Origin of the sequence: Vibrio sp. ZF 223 (assembly GCF_003050585.1) — a bacterium.
In the GTDB taxonomy this organism is placed as follows: domain Bacteria; phylum Pseudomonadota; class Gammaproteobacteria; order Enterobacterales; family Vibrionaceae; genus Vibrio; species Vibrio crassostreae.
In genome coordinates this window covers 213,579-230,738 of sequence record NZ_PIGB01000005.1, presented here as the reverse complement: position 1 = coordinate 230,738, position 17,160 = coordinate 213,579, and the positions used below count along the sequence as shown (strand labels likewise).

The 17,160-nt window shown below is 44.7% G+C and carries 13 protein-coding genes and 2 tRNA genes; 11 read left to right on the top strand and 4 right to left on the bottom strand.

The window, feature by feature from the left end; all coding sequences use genetic code 11:
• Nucleotides 1–3 precede the first annotated feature (3 nt).
• Nucleotides 4–3,093, top strand: coding sequence for an efflux RND transporter permease subunit (locus CWO13_RS12635; protein ID WP_108083040.1), 3,090 nt, complete (start codon nucleotides 4–6; stop codon nucleotides 3,091–3,093).
• Between the two features lie 77 nt (nucleotides 3,094–3,170).
• On the opposite strand, the gene CWO13_RS12630 is transcribed toward CWO13_RS12635, so the two are convergent.
• Nucleotides 3,171–4,460 (bottom strand): peptidoglycan DD-metalloendopeptidase family protein, encoded by a 1,290-nt coding sequence (locus tag CWO13_RS12630; RefSeq protein WP_048658165.1) that lies wholly within the window; start codon nucleotides 4,458–4,460, stop codon nucleotides 3,171–3,173.
• Nucleotides 4,461–4,589: 129 nt separating this feature from the next.
• Between CWO13_RS12630 and tyrS the strand changes: the two genes are divergently transcribed.
• Together tyrS and CWO13_RS12615 are read left to right on the top strand one after the other, a co-directional pair.
• Complete coding sequence (tyrS, locus tag CWO13_RS12625; RefSeq protein ID WP_017059402.1) at nucleotides 4,590–5,777, top strand: tyrosine--tRNA ligase; 1,188 nt, start codon at nucleotides 4,590–4,592, stop codon at nucleotides 5,775–5,777.
• A 392-nt stretch (nucleotides 5,778–6,169) separates the two neighbouring features.
• On the top strand, nucleotides 6,170–7,015 hold the full coding sequence (locus tag CWO13_RS12615) for a magnesium transporter (protein WP_017068902.1): 846 nt from the start codon (nucleotides 6,170–6,172) through the stop codon (nucleotides 7,013–7,015).
• A gap of 104 nt (nucleotides 7,016–7,119) precedes the next feature.
• On the opposite strand, the gene dacB is transcribed toward CWO13_RS12615, so the two are convergent.
• The gene (gene dacB, locus CWO13_RS12610; RefSeq protein ID WP_108083039.1) at nucleotides 7,120–8,553 is read right to left on the bottom strand and encodes a serine-type D-Ala-D-Ala carboxypeptidase; all 1,434 of its coding nucleotides are present in this window, start codon (nucleotides 8,551–8,553) and stop codon (nucleotides 7,120–7,122) included.
• Nucleotides 8,554–8,665: 112 nt separating this feature from the next.
• On the bottom strand, nucleotides 8,666–9,703 hold the full coding sequence (locus CWO13_RS12605) for a porin (RefSeq protein WP_108083038.1): 1,038 nt from the start codon (nucleotides 9,701–9,703) through the stop codon (nucleotides 8,666–8,668).
• Nucleotides 9,704–10,216: 513 nt separating this feature from the next.
• Between CWO13_RS12605 and greA the strand changes: the two genes are divergently transcribed.
• On the top strand, nucleotides 10,217–10,690 hold the full coding sequence (gene greA / locus CWO13_RS12600; protein WP_102433387.1) for a transcription elongation factor GreA: 474 nt from the start codon (nucleotides 10,217–10,219) through the stop codon (nucleotides 10,688–10,690).
• Between the two features lie 125 nt (nucleotides 10,691–10,815).
• Here the strand turns inward: greA and yhbY are convergent, their stop codons facing one another.
• Nucleotides 10,816–11,112 carry a ribosome assembly RNA-binding protein YhbY gene (gene yhbY, locus CWO13_RS12595; protein ID WP_004738252.1) on the bottom strand — a complete coding sequence of 99 codons (297 nt, stop codon included), beginning with the start codon at nucleotides 11,110–11,112 and terminating at the stop codon, nucleotides 10,816–10,818.
• A 114-nt stretch (nucleotides 11,113–11,226) separates the two neighbouring features.
• Here yhbY and rlmE point away from each other — a divergent pair, with 114 nt between their 5' ends.
• The 7 genes from rlmE (at nucleotide 11,227) to CWO13_RS12555 (ending at nucleotide 17,068) form a co-directional block, all read left to right on the top strand.
• Entirely contained in the window at nucleotides 11,227–11,856 is a 630-nt protein-coding gene (rlmE, locus tag CWO13_RS12590; RefSeq protein WP_017059396.1) for a 23S rRNA (uridine(2552)-2'-O)-methyltransferase RlmE, read from the top strand.
• Nucleotides 11,857–11,963: 107 nt separating this feature from the next.
• A complete protein-coding gene (gene ftsH, locus CWO13_RS12585; protein ID WP_048658160.1) occupies nucleotides 11,964–13,931 on the top strand; it encodes an ATP-dependent zinc metalloprotease FtsH in 1,968 nt (655 codons plus the stop codon).
• A gap of 88 nt (nucleotides 13,932–14,019) precedes the next feature.
• Nucleotides 14,020–14,850 carry a dihydropteroate synthase gene (folP, locus tag CWO13_RS12580; protein ID WP_108083037.1) on the top strand — a complete coding sequence of 277 codons (831 nt, stop codon included), beginning with the start codon at nucleotides 14,020–14,022 and terminating at the stop codon, nucleotides 14,848–14,850.
• A 21-nt stretch (nucleotides 14,851–14,871) separates the two neighbouring features.
• Nucleotides 14,872–16,212, top strand: a complete 1,341-nt coding sequence (glmM, locus tag CWO13_RS12575; RefSeq protein WP_017059393.1) for a phosphoglucosamine mutase — start codon at nucleotides 14,872–14,874, stop codon at nucleotides 16,210–16,212.
• 292 nt (nucleotides 16,213–16,504) lie between these two features.
• A complete protein-coding gene (secG, locus tag CWO13_RS12565) occupies nucleotides 16,505–16,837 on the top strand; it encodes a preprotein translocase subunit SecG (protein WP_017059392.1) in 333 nt (110 codons plus the stop codon).
• 16 nt (nucleotides 16,838–16,853) lie between these two features.
• Nucleotides 16,854–16,938: transfer RNA gene (locus CWO13_RS12560), tRNA-Leu, on the top strand.
• Nucleotides 16,939–16,991: 53 nt separating this feature from the next.
• Nucleotides 16,992–17,068 (top strand) — tRNA-Met (locus CWO13_RS12555).
• Nucleotides 17,069–17,160: the final 92 nt, after the last annotated feature.

Sequence of the window (17,160 nt, the reverse complement as noted above, 5' to 3'; positions counted from 1 at the left end):
CAGATGTATTCAATTATTGATGCAGCCTTGTCTCGTGCTCGAACAATGCTCTCTCTTTTGGCGCTCATCTTGGTTGCAGGTGTCATTACCTATATCACGATACCTAAGGAGTCGAGCCCAGACATTACCATCCCGATTATCTACGTCTCTGTTGGGCACCAAGGGATCTCGCCAACTGATGCTGAGCGTCTGTTAGTTCGACCTATCGAGCAAGAATTAAGGTCGATTGAGGGCGTAAAAGAGATGACAGCAACCGCAGCAGAGGGTCATGCCTCTGTGGTGTTGGAGTTTAATGTTGGAGTCGATCTTACCAAAGCGATGGCGGATGTTCGTGATGCCGTTGATCTTGCCAAACCAAAGCTACCAGAAGACAGTGATGAGCCGACCGTCAATGAAGTCACACTCGCTTCGGAGCAGCCAGTACTTTCTGTTGTGCTGTTCGGCACCGTTCCTGAACGTACTATCGTACAAATTGCCCGAGAAGTAGGAGATAAACTCGAAAGCTATCGCCAAATATTAGAGGTCAATATTGCAGGTGATAGGGAAGATATCGTTGAAATCATCGTTGACCCTCTTTTGATGGAGAGCTACAGCCTAGATCAAGCGGATATCTACAACCTGATCGCTTTGAATAACCGAGTGGTTGCCGCGGGTTTTGTCGATACTGGTTATGGTCGTTTTTCTGTCAAAGTCCCTTCGGTATTTAACTCCTTAAAAGACGTGCTTGAGCTACCTATCAAAGTGGATGGCAAACAGGTGGTCACTTTTGGTGATGTCGCCACGGTTCGTCGAGCGTTTCGAGATCCAGAGAGTTTTGCTCGTTTAGATGGTAAATCTGCGGTGGTGTTGGACATCAAAAAGCGCGCAGGTGAGAACATCATCGAAACGGTTGAGTTAGTCAAAGCTGTAATGGCCGGGGCTCAGCAGCAAGCAGAATGGCCAAATAACCTGTTGGTCAAATACACCTGGGATGAATCGAAAGATGTGAAGATCATGCTTAATGATCTGCAAAACAATATTCTATCCGCCATCATCCTGGTGGTGATCGTCATCATCGCGATTCTTGGCGTGCGTACTGCTTTGTTAGTCGGCATTTCAATTCCGGGTTCATTCTTGACCGGACTATTGGTTCTTTCTGTATTTGGCTTAACCGTTAACATCGTAGTGCTGTTTTCGTTGATTATGGCGGTCGGGATGTTGGTTGACGGTGCGATTGTGGTAACTGAATTTGCCGATAGGCGGATGCAAGAAGGGGAAGGGCGTAAAGCAGCCTATCGAGATGCGGCTAAGCGAATGGCATGGCCAATAACCGCATCAACGGCTACAACCTTGGCGGCGTTTGCTCCACTCCTGTTTTGGCCTGATGTAACAGGCGAATTCATGAAGTTCCTTCCATTAACTCTGATCGCTACGTTAACTGCCTCATTGATTATGGCGCTGTTGTTTGTGCCCGTGTTAGGTGGTTTGATTGGCAAACCGCAATACGTCTCGTCTCAGAGCCAAGCTCGAATGGTGGCTTTGCATAATGGGGATTTCTCACAGGCGACAGGCTTAACCAAGGCGTATTACCACACACTTTCTATTGCGATTAAGCACCCCTTTAAGATTCTTTGTAGTGCGATACTGCTCGCGGTTGCGGTTGGTTTCACGTATTCAAAAGCGGGGCTCGGTGCTGAATTCTTCCCTGAAGTTGATCCGCCATTCTTTAATGTCAAAGTTCGCTCTCATGGCGATCTTTCTATTCAAGAAAAAGATGACATCATGCGCGATATTGAACAGATGATGCTGAATCATGATGAGTTCGATACCGTTTATACGCGAACCGGTGGTGACGACCAGATTGGTTTGATTTCGATAACGCCCGTCGATTGGCAATACCGCCGCAGTGTTAAAGCGATCATTGATGAATTAAAGGTGCAAACCGATCAATACGCTGGTGTCGAGATTGAATACAAGTTCCCTGATGCAGGACCTCCGGTTGAAAATGACTTGGTCATCGAGCTTTCTGCTAAAACACCTGAGCAACTTAATCAGGCCGCAAAAATTGTGAGAAACTGGGCTGATGGCAATCAAGCACTGACCAATATCAGCGACACTGCGAGTAAAGATGGCATCGATTGGAAGGTGGATATCCGCCGCGATGATGCCGCCCGTTTTGCAGCTGACGCGACCTTGGTCGGCAATACCGTTCAGTTCGTCACTAATGGATTAAAGATTGGTGATTACTTGCCTGATGATTCATCGGAAGAGGTCGATATCTTGGTGCGTTACCCGAATGATAAAAGGGATATCGGACGCTTTGACCAGCTGAGAGTGAAAACGCCAGCTGGCTTGGTGCCGATCACCAACTTTGCTCAGATTGTTCCCGACCATAAGCAAGATACGATTAAACGTCTCGATGGTAAGCGTGTGGTGAACATCATGGCGGATATGGAAGAAGGTTATAACCTTGCGCTCGAACTGCCAAAGATTGAGCAAGCGTTAAGTGAGTTAGGTTTACCAAGTAGTGTAGAATTTCGTATCCGTGGTCAAAATGAAGAACAAGAAAACTCTTCCGCCTTCCTACAAAGTGCTTTCTTGGTTGCTTTGGCGGTAATGGCTTTGATTCTGATTACTCAGTTTAATAGCTTCTATCAAGCATTCCTGATTTTGAGTGCGGTGCTGTTCTCAACGGTTGGTGTGTTCGTTGGTTTACTTATCTTCCAGCGCCCGTTTGGCATCGTGATGTCCGGTATTGGGGTGATTGCGCTGGCTGGTATAGTGGTGAATAACAACATCGTGCTGATCGATACTTATAACCAATTGATTAAAAGAGGCTTGGATAAGCGAGATGCGATTCTGAGAACCGGTGTTCAGCGTTTAAGGCCAGTAATGCTCACGACGGTCACCACCATTTTAGGTTTGATGCCGATGGTGCTAGAAATGAATATCGACTTGATTAATCAAAAGATAGAATTTGGTGCGCCGAGCACGCAATGGTGGTCGCAACTCGCTACGGCAATTGCGGGAGGTTTGGCATTCGCGACAGTATTGACCTTGGTCCTGACCCCTTGTCTATTAATGTTAGGTCGAGATAAGAAGCCGGAAAAATAGTAGATACAGTGGTTCGATGAACATAAAAAAGAGCGCCTTGATGGGCGCTCTTTTAGTTGGTTTATATGGCTATCAACCTAATTGGTTGCGAGTAACTGACCGTATCGCTCAAGGTTATTCAGTCGAATCTCTGAGTTCGCAATAAATGTTGCTTTTGCTTTACCCGTTAAAGACTTAGATTGAGGCAACTTCACGGTACGCGCATTCTTATGTACGCCATTAACCAAGAATTCATAGTGTAAGTGCGGGCCAGTAACTCGGCCTGTACCGCCCAAAGTACCAATGGTTTGGCCTTGTTTTACGCGCTGGCCTGTTTTCACCATACGTCGCTTCATGTGCAGGTACTTGGTGATGTAGGTGTTGCTGTGGCGGATAAACACGTAGTTACCATTGAATTGGTTGTAACCCGACTTCTGAACAATACCGTCACCGGCTGCCCAGATAGGCGTGCCAACAGGAGCTGCGTAGTCAGTACCGCGGTGAGCTCGAACCTTACCGGTTACTGGGTGTCTCCTAGTAGGATTAAAGTTCGATGTTACGCGACGAAAATCAATTGGTGAGCGCAAGAACGCTTTCTTCATTGCTCGACCATTTTCATCGAAGTAGTTGCCGCTCTTATCATCCAATACCGCGGTAAATGAATCGCCTTGGTTTTTGAATACGGCTGCCATGATCTTACCGCGACCAACCACTTCACCTTCAACCACTTTCTCTTGGTATAAGATTTTGAAGCTGTCGTTCTTACGAATATCTAACGCAAAGTCGATATCCCAACCGAAGATGCCCGCCAGTTCCATAATTTGGTTTGCGGTTAAACCTGCGCTGACGCCAGCGTTCCAGAAGTTAGAGGTGATGTTGGCTTCGGCATAATTGTATTGGTAGGCCACTTCTTTTTTGTCGAAACTTGATGAGAATGAATCGCCAGATTTAGTGATCTTGAAGCTTTCAAACGCACTAAGTTGTCGTTTTAACTGAATAAGGTCGTTGTTTTCATCGAAGCCGAATTGTAATACATCGCCAGGTCTTAGATTAGACAGCTGCTTCTTAATATCATTATTGGTATTGAGTAGCGTGATCAGCAGGCGGTATGACAGGCCAATACGCTCGAATAAAACAGAGGTACTTTCGCCTGAACGAACGGTGTATTTTTCCCAATTGAGTACTGCCGTTGGTGGTGCGTCACTTGAGCTAACAAGCGCAGATGCATCAATAGTCAGTGGATAATGTTTTCCCACAACTAAAGCGCCCGAATCGTCACGCAAACTGTTGACGTCGGGGAGTAAGAAGATCGCGACGAAAATTATGGCACTAAAAAATGCGATAAAAGCCCGGTGCAAAATAGGAAGGCGTGCAAAAATAGACAACATGTTCCGGTTCGTTCTGTAAATATTATGAAAATCGACGACGGAATAGTGTAACTGGTTTCAAAATACATCGCTATTCAAGTAAGATGTCTAATTAATGTATTTTTGCCAAATCTGTGGGAGTGAACAAGAATGGCGAGTATTGAAGCTGCACTAGCCGAGATCAAACGTGGCGTAGAAGAACTGATTCCAGAAGACGAACTAATTGCAAAACTAAAAGAAGGTCGTCCTTTACGCATTAAGCTGGGTGCCGATCCAACAGCTCCAGATATCCACCTAGGCCATACGGTTATCTTTAACAAGCTTCGTGCTTTCCAAGAGCTTGGTCATGAAGTGACATTCCTTATTGGTGATTTCACTGCAATGGTTGGTGACCCATCAGGTAAGAACTCAACGCGTCCACCGCTAAGCCGTGAAGACGTATTGAAGAATGCTGAAACTTACAAAGAACAAGTATTCAAGATTCTAGATCCTGCGAAAACGCAAATTCGTTTCAACTCTGAGTGGCTATCTGAGCTTGGTGCTGAAGGCATGATTCGTCTTGCTTCTAACCAAACTGTTGCTCGTATGCTTGAGCGTGATGACTTCAAAAAGCGTTACGCTGGTGGTCAACCGATCGCTATCCACGAATTTATGTACCCACTTCTACAAGGTCACGACTCTGTTGCACTAGAGAGCGACGTTGAGCTGGGCGGTACTGACCAGAAGTTTAACCTACTAATGGGTCGTGAACTGCAAAAAGCGGCAGGTCAAAAACCACAAGCGGTACTGATGATGCCACTACTTGTTGGTCTAGACGGCGTTAAGAAGATGTCTAAGTCTGCGCACAACTACATAGGTATCAGCGAAGCACCAAGCGAGATGTTTGGTAAGATCATGTCTATCTCTGACGATCTAATGTGGAGCTACTACGAGCTACTGTCTTTCCGTCCTCTTGAAGAAGTTGCGGAACTGAAAGCTGGCGTTGATGCAGGTAAGAACCCGCGTGACGTTAAAGTACTGCTAGCGAAAGAGATTATTGCTCGTTTCCATAGTGAAGCAGATGCTGAAGCCGCTGAGCAAGAGTTCGTTAACCGTTTTGCTAAGAACCAAGTTCCTGATGAAATGCCAGAATTCGAATTCGAAGCTGGCCTGCCAATTGCGAACGTTCTAAAAGAAGCAGGTCTTGTAAACTCGACTTCTGATGCGATGCGTATGATCAAGCAAGGCGCGGCTAAGCTTGAAGGCGAGAAGATTGAAGACAGCAAATTCGTACCTGAAGCAGGTACTGCCGTTTACCAAGTAGGTAAGCGTAAGTTTGCTCGTATTACTATTAAGTAATAATGCACATCAATGATTGAGCCAAAGGCATCCACGGATGCCTTTTTTATTGACCGAAAGTTGACGAAACTTTGAAACGCCTATTGCTACACTATGCGCGCTGTCAAATTGACAGTAATTCTGGAGATTTTTATGAACAATACCGACCATCCTCCTAGTTTGAATGGAGAAGAATAACCTGTCTCGGTATTGATCTATTGTCCTGCCGTTCAGGTAGGGTATCTTTGTTTTTCCCCCTCATTCTTTTCCACACACTAGATTCTAACAAGTAGACACACCAGTAGCTTTCAGCTCTTGGTGCGCATAAATCTATAAATCTATAAATCTATAAATCTATAAATCTATGCTATTTGTTTTGATGGTCGTTACCTTTGCCAATCGGGAGATTCGCCATGACGGTAATGAACAACACTTTTTTATCTATTGAAGCTCTGTACTCAGAGCAAGACATCCAAGCTGTGTCGAATGCATTTCAACAGTACGGACGTGAACAACAAATTAACCTTTTGAACCGAATGCCGCTCGAAGATGCGGTGTTAGTGCTGGGGCAATGCTCTCTTAGTACGATTCAGACTTTACTTAGTGAGCTAGAAGAGCAGGGCTTTGAGAAGCGCTCTCGACATCTAGCTCACCAACTAGGGCTGATTTACTCAGAGGTAGAACCTCAGCAGGGCTATCTTTCTACTGGCGTCATGAGCCACGTTAGACAGCGTATCGGTTGGATTATTGCGTTAGCACTATTGGGCATCGTCTCAGGGCTTATCATCGCTCAATATGAAGACATTCTCAGTCAGTTGGTACTTTTGGCTATCTACATGCCGGTAATTGCTGCAGCTGGTGGTAATACCGGGACACAAGCTGCGACTTTGGTTATCAGAGCCTTAGCCACAGGTGAGTTAAAAAAACGCCAATGGGCTAACGTTCTGTGGAAAGAGTTTAGAGTCGCTATTTGTTTGGCTTTAGCTATTGCTGTGGTGATGATTGGACGTATTCTGCTATTTAGCGAAAACCAATCGACAGGTGGCTATGACATCAACATGATTGCGTTAGCGATTGCGGTAGCGCTGTTTATTCAGGTGACCATATCAACTGTGCTCGGCGGAGGGTTACCGATCGTTGCTAGGCTATTCAAGCTGGATCCAGCGGTGTTAGTGAGTCCAGTGCTTGCTTCGATAGTTGATATCTCAGGAATGTGGATCTATTTCACTGTCGTGAACTCATTCCTAGGAATTGCTTAAAAGCTGATAAAAATAGCTAAATACATCTGAGAAATAAAAATGGCGCTGAAGATTGAAGGTCTTCAGCGCCATTTTTTAGGTAGAGGTTTACAAAGAGCCAAACATTACTTCGATTTGCTTTGTGTTTGACTGAACTCAACTACATCTTTGTAGAAAGCACGCTCAAACTGGGTGATTGGAGCCTCTACCGGTCTGTCTGGATCTTGCTCTTCAGGGAAGTAATCACGAATAAACTGCACAAACAAAGAGTTTGGTTTCCCGGACTCATCTAAACCATATCCCGCCATGTTGTACGTTCCGTACAAAGAACCACTTTTGGCTGTGATGTTGCCTTGAATCGGTGCTTTTCTCATGCTTTGACGGTATTTGAGCGTTCCATCAGTGCCTGATGTAGGCATAGCCTCAATTAGGTTGAGCTGTTGATCGTTTTCCCAGATATAACGAAGCACTTGAGCCATGGTCTGTGACCTCATTCGGTTATTTCTAGATAGCCCTGAACCATCGACGAGCTGCGCTTTACTGAGGTCAATATTAGCCTTGGTCAGCAATATCTGCTTTATCGCTTCAGTACCGTTATTGAAACTGCCTGGTTGAACATAAAATGTGGCTCCTAGCGTTTTAGTTAGATTATCTGCGATAAGGTTATCTGACTTCTTGAGCATGATATCGAGCAGTTCAGGAAGCTTTTCTGAGTGATGGCTAGCCACTAACGTCGTCTTGTTTGTGCTTTCCTTAGTTCCAATGATCACATCCCCCTTTACTTGTATTTTCAGCTCTTTAAGTAGTGATCTCACCACTTGAGAGGTGTAAAGCTCAGGATTTTGAATAGCGAACTTTAGTGGTAATGGCTTCTTACGTTCCACTAAGCAACCAGATAGCGTGTACGAGTTGTTTGGTGTGGTGATGAGCTCTAAGTCGCACTGTGTGGCTTTTTGTCCTGAGCGCGTCACAGTGGCTGCATTGGTTGTCACGTCGATTGGGTAATGGGTTGGAATATAGACGTGAGTGCTGCCGTTATCTTTTGTATAAATAGAGGCTTGTGCGCAGTTACTGTCTAAGGTCATTGCACTAGAAGGCGCGCTGTAACAAACGCCTAGAATGTCCCAAGGCCAACCAACGGCTCGCTGATAGCCGGTATAAGCCGAGTTATCGAGGTATAAGTTGCCTTTGATGGCTCTGGATTGAGACTTAGCGTATTGAGCTAAAAGGCTTTTAAGCTGTTCTCGTTGCAAGGTTGGGTCGCCACTAAATGAAATGATAGAGTCATTCCCAGAACGAGCAATGCTGGTCGTGTAGTGAAAGTCATCCCCTAACTCCAACTTAGCCGCCAACGCTGTCACCAGCTTTAAAGTACTAGCGGGGGGATAGAAGCCATCACTGTTGGAATTCATTTTGTTTGAATCGCCTTTCAGGGATTCCAAAATTACACTGGTGCTACTGCCATCAGGCAGTTTATTTAGAGGGGGGTAAGCGAAAGCGTTAACTGAGAAAGCGCTAATGGAAAAACTACATACAAGTAGTGTGGATAGAAGGCGCATAGAAGATTTCTTGGATGGCTGATGTTTTCAGTATACAGATATAAAAAAACGCCCGCTATCTAGCGGGCGTTTTGATTCTCAATTAACTAATTAATCAATTAGATAATCAGAATTAGAAGTCGTAACGTAGACCTAGAGCTAGCTCGTCTTCAGCATCTGCTTTAGATGCAGGGCCGTTAAGAAGGCCAACAGAACCTAACTTGTCACCTTCAGAGATAAGGTTGAAGTTGTACGAGATGTACGTACGGAAGTTAGGCTTGAAGTAGTAAGTCGCATCGATAGCAACGTTGTCAGCTGAAGTTTCACCGTCAGTTTCTGCGTTGTTGTACGTTAGCGTGAATGCAGTTTTATCTAGCGTGTACGCAGTTGCGAATTCGTAACCAGTGTAATCGCCGTTTTTGTCTGCTAATTCACCGTCAGTGAATGTACCAGCAAAGTATAGAGCTTCAGTGCGGAAAGATGCCGCTAGCATGTACTCGTTTTGCTCGTCTTGATCAGCGTAACCTGCACCTAGCTTAAAGCCAGAATCACCGATTGCGTAGATACCAGATAGAGAGTAGCCGTCTGCGTTGTTGTCAACGAATTCGCCAGCAGCATTTTCTGAGCGGTCAGCAAAACGGTAGCTTGCTTTAACGCCTAGGTCTTGGAATTGACCTTTGTATGAAACCATGTTGTCTGAACGGTCAGCTACAGCAATTTTCATTGCTGCAGAGTTACCGTGGTAAGACATGATATCGGTAAAGTCTGTGATAACACCTAGTGCACCGTCGTTTTTACCGTAAGTTACTTCACCGAATGTACCGCCGATACCAGCGTATGTGTAACGGTTAGTGATGTCGCCGTCGTTGTTATCAGTAGAGCCGCCGTTTTCAGCAGTTGTGAATTCGCCTTCGTAGAAACCAACACCGTATAGGCCGTCTTGGATTTCAACTTTACCTAGGAAGTTAAGACGTACACGTGTTTTGTCTTCAGCTTTGCCATCTTTTAGAGATAGACGAGCTTCAGCACGACCACCGATCTCTAGAGAAGTGCCGTTTGAGCTGTATACAGAAGTACCGTCAATACCACCAGCTTGTTTACCGTCCGCTGCTACTGCGTTAGTAGCAAGAGCTGCAGCAGATACAGCAAGCGCGATCATAGTCTTGTTCATGTTATTATTTCCTAATTACTGTCCATAGAAGTTTTATCAAGGATTTGAACCCTTTTGTGTATTGCCTGTATTAATCAGGCTTCATAACCATGATTAGAACAGAAGTCTGAAAAATGCCAGTACAATCCATGGGTTACTTTTTACCTCTAAAGTTCCATGGTCAGTTAGTAAAATGATATAAAACTAAAAAATGAACACTGTTTTATTATGTCTCTTGTTGTTTAAGTCATTGTTTTGTAGTTGCTTTTGTAAAAGTGTGATCTGTGTTTATTTTGTTTGTTTTTTGTTTTTTTAGGTATTTATTCCTGAGCTTATTGATGGGGAGGTTATTATTCATTTTTGTGATATCTGTAATTTAGACCTAGATAAAGCTTTTATAACGCAAAGTGGAATAAAGGTGATTTAGCCATAAAGTTTGTTTACACTAAGCCAAATCGTTTTGTTTCTATCACCCAATAACTATGTTGGGTGTATTTATGTTGGCCAAAGAAAGCTTTGGCATAGAGGTAAAAAATGGAAAAGGTTCCAATGACAGTACGTGGCGCTCAGCAGCTACGTGACGAATTAGATCGCCTACTTAAGCTACGCCCTGTTATCTCAGCAGCTATTGGTGAAGCACGTGAACTAGGTGATCTGAAAGAGAATGCTGAATACCACGCCGCTCGTGAAGAGCAGGGTATTTGTGAAGCTCAGATCCGTGATATTGAATATAAGTTATCACTGGCTCAGATCATCGATGTAACGCAAATGGATAATACGGGCAAGATTATCTTTGGTACGACAGTGACGCTAATCGATGTGGATACAGACGAAGAGTACCGCTACCAAATCGTTTCAGAAGACGAAGCAGACATCAAAACGGGTCGTATTTCTGTGAAATCGCCAATTGCTCGCGGCCTTATCGGTAAAATGGAAGGTGACGAAGTTATGATCTCTACCCCAGGTGGCGACAAAGATTTCGAAATCGACAAAGTAGAATATATCTAATTGAATTTTCTTTGTTTCTAATAAGTAAAAAGGTCGCTAAATGCGACCTTTTTCGTTTCTCACGCTACACTAAAAGATAAGCGCTGTGGCTTCCTATTAGTGAAGTTAGCTTATATTAAGCTCGCTTATTTACGTGGAATCTCGATTTTACGTGCTTCTGACTGACGGAACAGTACTAGAACTTTACCGATAGTCTGTACTTTCTCAGCTTTAGTTTCACGTACAATTGCATCGATAATCAGTTGCTTAGTCTCACGGTCTTCTGATGCAACTTTAATCTTGATCAGTTCGTGGTGGTCTAGAGCTAATTCGATTTCCGCTAGAACAGCTTCAGTAAGTCCATTTGCGCCCATTAGCACAACAGGTTTTAAACTGTGAGCTAGGCCCTTTAGATGCTGCTTTTGTTTGGTACTTAGGTTCATTACGCGGCCAATTTTCTTTACTATTAGGGTTGAAAAAACCTATTTTAACGCCATCTAAAGCTGAAGACTATAATTTATTCAGCAATTAGTACTTTCCTCCAATTTAGGTATCCAATGAGCAAACAGAAACACTCGGCCAGTTCAGGCCGTTGGTTGAAGGAACACTTCGACGACAAGTACGCAAATGAAGCAAGAAAGAAAGGCTATCGTTCACGTGCTTATTTCAAAATGGAAGAGATTCAAACGAAAGATAAATTGCTGTCTCCTGGGATGACCATTGTGGATTTGGGTGCAGCACCTGGCGGTTGGTCTCAATATGCTGCTAAGATTGTTGGAGACAACGGACAAATCATTGCGTGTGACTTGTTACCAATGGACCCGATTGCTGGCGTTAGCTTTTTACAAGGCGATTTCCGCGAAGAAGCTGTGCTAGATGCCTTGTTGGAGCGTATACAACCAAACATGGTTGATGTCGTGATGTCAGATATGGCACCTAATATAGCAGGCAACAATTCTGTGGATCAGCCAAGAGCTATGTATTTAGTTGAATTAGCTTTGGATATGTGTCGACAAGTTCTAGCTACCAATGGTAGTTTTGTTGTAAAAGTATTCCAAGGCGAAGGGTTTGACCAATACGTTAAGGACGTCCGCGAGATGTTTAAAACAGTAAAAGTTAGAAAACCCGACTCTTCTCGAGCTCGATCTCGTGAAGTGTTTATCGTAGCCACTGGTTACAAAGGTTAACGATTCTCTTCCAATAGTGAGAGTTAACAACATGGCTACAGGTTACAAACTGTAGTACCCTACCTTTAATTACAATTAGTTATCGAGAGGCTTACACCTTGAGTGACATGGCAAAAAATTTAATTCTGTGGCTTGTTATCGCGGTAGTGTTGATGTCGGTATTCCAGAGCTTTGGCCCTGGGGAAAGTAACGGCAGAGCAGTAGATTACACCACGTTTGTACAGGAAGTTGGCCAAGGCCAGATTCAAGACGCACAGTTCAATAACAGCGAAATCACTTTCACACGTCGTGGTGGTGGCTCTAAGTATGTAACTTACATGCCTGTTTATGATCAAAAGCTACTTGATGACTTAATTAATCAAAACGTAAAAGTTCAGGGTACACCACCTGAAGAACAGAGCCTGCTTGGCACTATCTTCATCTCATGGTTCCCTATGATCTTACTGATTGGTGTATGGATTTTCTTCATGCGTCAAATGCAAGGCGGCGGCGGCGGTAAAGGCGCGATGTCTTTCGGTAAGAGTAAAGCTCGAATGATGAGCGAAGAACAAATCAAAACGATGTTTGCTGATGTTGCTGGTTGTGACGAAGCAAAAGAAGACGTGAAAGAGCTTGTGGATTACCTTCGTGACCCAAGCCGCTTCCAAAAGCTAGGTGGTAAGATCCCAACAGGTATCTTGTTGGTTGGTCCTCCTGGTACGGGTAAAACATTGCTTGCAAAAGCGATTGCCGGTGAAGCGAAAGTACCGTTCTTTACTATCTCTGGTTCTGACTTCGTTGAAATGTTTGTTGGTGTTGGTGCATCTCGTGTGCGTGACATGTTCGAACAAGCGAAGAAAGCGGCACCTTGTATCATCTTTATCGATGAAATCGATGCTGTAGGTCGTCAACGTGGCGCTGGTGTTGGTGGTGGTCACGATGAACGTGAACAAACACTGAACCAAATGCTGGTTGAGATGGATGGTTTCGAAGGTAACGAAGGTATTATCGTTATCGCTGCGACTAACCGTCCAGACGTACTAGACCCTGCATTACTTCGTCCTGGTCGTTTTGACCGTCAAGTTGTGGTTGGTCTGCCAGATGTACGTGGTCGTGAACAGATTCTTAAAGTACACATGCGTAAAGTGCCACTATCGGGTGATGTTGAACCATCTCTGATTGCTCGTGGTACTCCAGGTTTCTCTGGTGCAGATCTTGCGAACCTTGTGAACGAAGCGGCGCTGTTTGCTGCTCGTGGTAACAAGCGTAATGTATCTATGGTTGAGTTCGAACTAGCTAAAGACAAAATCATGATGGGTGCAGAGCGCCGTTCAATGGTGATGTCTGAAGAAGTGAAAGAGTCAACGGCTTACCACGAAGCGGGTCACGCAATTGTTGGTCGCTTGGTGCCTGAACACGATCCAGTGTACAAGGTTTCAATCATTCCACGTGGTCGTGCGCTTGGTGTAACTATGTACCTACCTGAGCAAGACCGCGTAAGCATGTCTCGCCAACATCTAGAATCAATGATCTCTAGTTTGTACGGTGGTCGTCTTGCTGAAGAACTTATCTACGGTAAAGACAAAGTTTCGACTGGTGCGTCTAACGATATCGAACGTGCAACTGATATTGCTCGTAAGATGGTAACGCAGTGGGGCTTCTCAGAAAAACTGGGTCCTCTTCTATATGCTGAAGAAGAAGGCGAAGTTTTCCTAGGTCGCGGTATGAGCCAAGCGAAACATGTTTCTGACGATACGACTAAGCTGATCGATGAAGAAATTCGTATTCTAATCGACCGCAACTATGCTCGTGCGAAGCAAATTCTTGAAGAGAACATGGATATCATGCACTCGATGAAAGACGCGCTAATGAAGTTTGAAACGATTGATGCAGGTCAGATTGATGACTTGATGGAACGTAAAGACGACATTCGTGAGCCAGCTGGTTGGGGTGATCAGGCGAAAGCAGAACCTGCAAAGGAAGAAGCTAAACCTGAAGCGAAATCAGAAGAAGCAGCAGCCGAACCAAAAGCTGAAGAGTCGCAAGTTGAAGAAGTTAAGTCTGAATCAGATGATGCTCAAAACAAAGATTCTTAATCACTAGGCTTTAAATTAAAACCCTGAGTACGCTCAGGGTTTTTCTGTTTATAGCCCAAGATGTTTTTACCTTTAAGACCCACCTTCCATGATATTAAAAGCACATAATAAAACGCTCGTTTTAGACCGCCCACATGTGATGGGTATCCTCAATGTTACGCCTGACTCTTTCTCTGATGGCGGGAAATTCAATTTATTAGATAATGCTTTACTGCAAGCAGAGCGAATGATTCAAGCAGGTGTTAGCATTATTGACATTGGTGGTGAGTCAACTCGCCCGGGAGCACCTGACGTATCTTTAGAAGAAGAGCTCGCTCGCGTTATACCTGCCATTAAAGCAATTCGCGCCAAGTTCGATGTGTGGATCTCTATTGATACCAGTAAAGCTGAAGTGATGCGCCAAGCCGTTGAAGCAGGGGCTGATTTGATCAATGATGTGCGCGCATTGCAAGAGCCCGGAGCTCTAGAGGCAGCCGCCGATGCTAATGTGCCAGTTTGCCTGATGCACATGAAAGGTCAGCCAAGAACCATGCAAGCCAACCCAAATTACGATGATGTCCTAACGGATGTTGAAGCGTTCTTAAAAGAAAGGGTAGAAGCGTGTGAGGCTGTTGGCATACCAAAAGATCAGCTGATTTTGGATCCTGGTTTTGGTTTTGGTAAAACCATTGAGCATAATTACCACCTATTAGCGCACCTTGAAAAATTTCACAGGCTTGGGTTGCCAGTCTTAGCGGGGATGTCGAGAAAGTCGATGCTCTTTAAGCTACTAGACAAAGCTCCAGCAGATTGCATGGTTGCTAGCGTCACTTGCGCTACCATCGCTGCAATCAAAGGTGCACAAATTATTCGCGTTCACGATGTTGAAGATACATTGGAAGCGATGAAGATAATCGAAGTGATGAATAACAATCACTAATCATAATTAAGGAAAATCAATATGTCTGATAAGAGACGTTACTTCGGCACAGATGGTGTACGTGGCAAAGTTGGCCAATACCCGATTACACCTGATTTTGTTCTGAAGCTTGGCTGGGCTGCGGGTCGTGTTCTTGCGAAACAGGGCACTAAGAAAGTCATCATTGGTAAAGACACCCGTATCTCTGGCTACATGCTGGAGTCTGCTCTAGAAGCTGGTCTCGCTGCTGCGGGTCTTCAGGCTACTTTTACTGGCCCAATGCCAACACCAGCCGTGGCTTACCTAACACAAACGTTCCGCGCTGAAGCTGGTATTGTTATCTCAGCATCACACAACCCTTACTACGATAACGGTATTAAGTTCTTCTCTTCTGAGGGAACAAAGCTACCGGACGATATCGAGTTGGCGATTGAAGCTGAACTGGACAAAGACATTGAATGCGTTGATTCTTCGGAGCTAGGCAAAGCAGTACGTTTGAACGATGCCGCTGGCCGTTACATCGAGTTCTGTAAAAGTACGTTCCCACATAAAATGACATTAGCTGGCATGAAGATCGTTATCGATTGTGCCCATGGTGCCACTTACCACATTGCGCCTGCTGTATTTAAAGAGCTGGGTGCTGAGGTTGTGGCTATTGGTGTTGAGCCAAATGGTACTAACATCAACCACGAAGTAGGCGCGACGGATGTACGTGCTCTGCAAGCTAAAGTGCTTGAAGAAAAAGCGGCATTAGGTCTGGGCTTTGATGGTGACGGCGACCGTATCATCATGGTTGACGAGCTAGGCAACAAAGTTGATGGTGACCAAATCGCTTACATCATTGCACGCGATGCACTGCGTCGTGGTGAGTTGAAAGGTGGTGTTGTTGGTACACTAATGACCAACCTGGGTATGGAAAATGGCCTTAAGCAGTTAGGTATTCCGTTTGTTCGTGCTGCAGTTGGTGACCGTTACGTAATGGAGCAACTTCTTGCTAAAGGCTGGAAGATTGGAGCAGAGAACTCGGGTCACGTTATCCTATTAGATAAAGTAACGACGGGTGATGCTATCGTTGCTGCGCTGCAAGTATTGGCTTCAGTTGTTGATAGCGAAATGACTCTGAATGAGCTGTCTCAGGGCATGACGTTGTACCCGCAAGTTCTAGAAAACGTTCGTTTCAGTGGAGACTCAAACCCACTAGAAGCAGAAGCAGTAAAAGCAGCTGTTGTTGAAGTTGAAGCTGAACTTGGCGAGAAAGGTCGTGTGCTATTACGTAAGTCTGGTACAGAGCCACTATTGCGTGTGATGGTTGAAGGCGAAGATGCTGAGCTTGTTCAAGCATCCGCGCTTAAGATTGCCGATGCAGTAAAAGCAAACTGCTAATTTAACCTTTTACTAAACAGGCGCAATGAATAGCGCCTGTGATTAGAAGTGATTGACTTATATAACGGTCAAGATATAACGGTCAAAAGAGACGTAAATGAGTTTTGTGTCGCTTTTGACCTTTTTTTGACCATTCACTTGGTAAAGGCTTATTTTTTAGCAAATTCTCCTTGTCAGCCATCGTCGCATTCGCTAGTATTGCTCGGCCTTCAGTTAGGAGGTCGCTAGCCTTGTTCTTAAAAATAGTTTTTTGAACGGCGCTGGCTCAACAATTAGGAACATAGGTGGAAAAATGTTTACAGTTCTACTTGTGATTTACCTGTTGGCAGCGCTTGGTGTAATTGGCCTAGTGTTGATTCAACAAGGTAAAGGCGCAGATATGGGAGCCTCTTTCGGTGCTGGCGCTTCAAACACTGTGTTTGGTGCTGGTGGCTCAGGAAATTTCCTTACCCGAATGACTGCAATTTTTGCAACTACATTTTTTATCCTTAGCTTAGTGCTTGGTAATATGTCTACACATAAAACTGAGTCACAATGGATTGACCCGACTCAAGGTCAGGTAATTCAACAAGCTGATGACGCAGTGAGTGAAGTTCCGGCGCAAGGCGACGAAATTCCACAATAATCTGTAAAGATTTGATGCCGAGATGGTGAAATTGGTAGACACGCTAGCATGAGGTGCTAGTGCCTTAGGGTGTGAGGGTTCGAGTCCCTCTCTCGGCACCATGTTTACAAACTTGTAAAACATCTTGTTGGGCGTATAATGCTCGCAAGTCGGACGCGGGATGGAGCAGTTTGGTAGCTCGTCGGGCTCATAACCCGAAGGTCGTCGGTTCAAATCCGGCTCCCGCAACCAATTTCAATGCTATTATATAGCTTGTATTGGTAGCAAGTTTGCACAGTGTGAACCTCACTGTGAGTTAAGTGTGATATCGAATGTGATGGCAC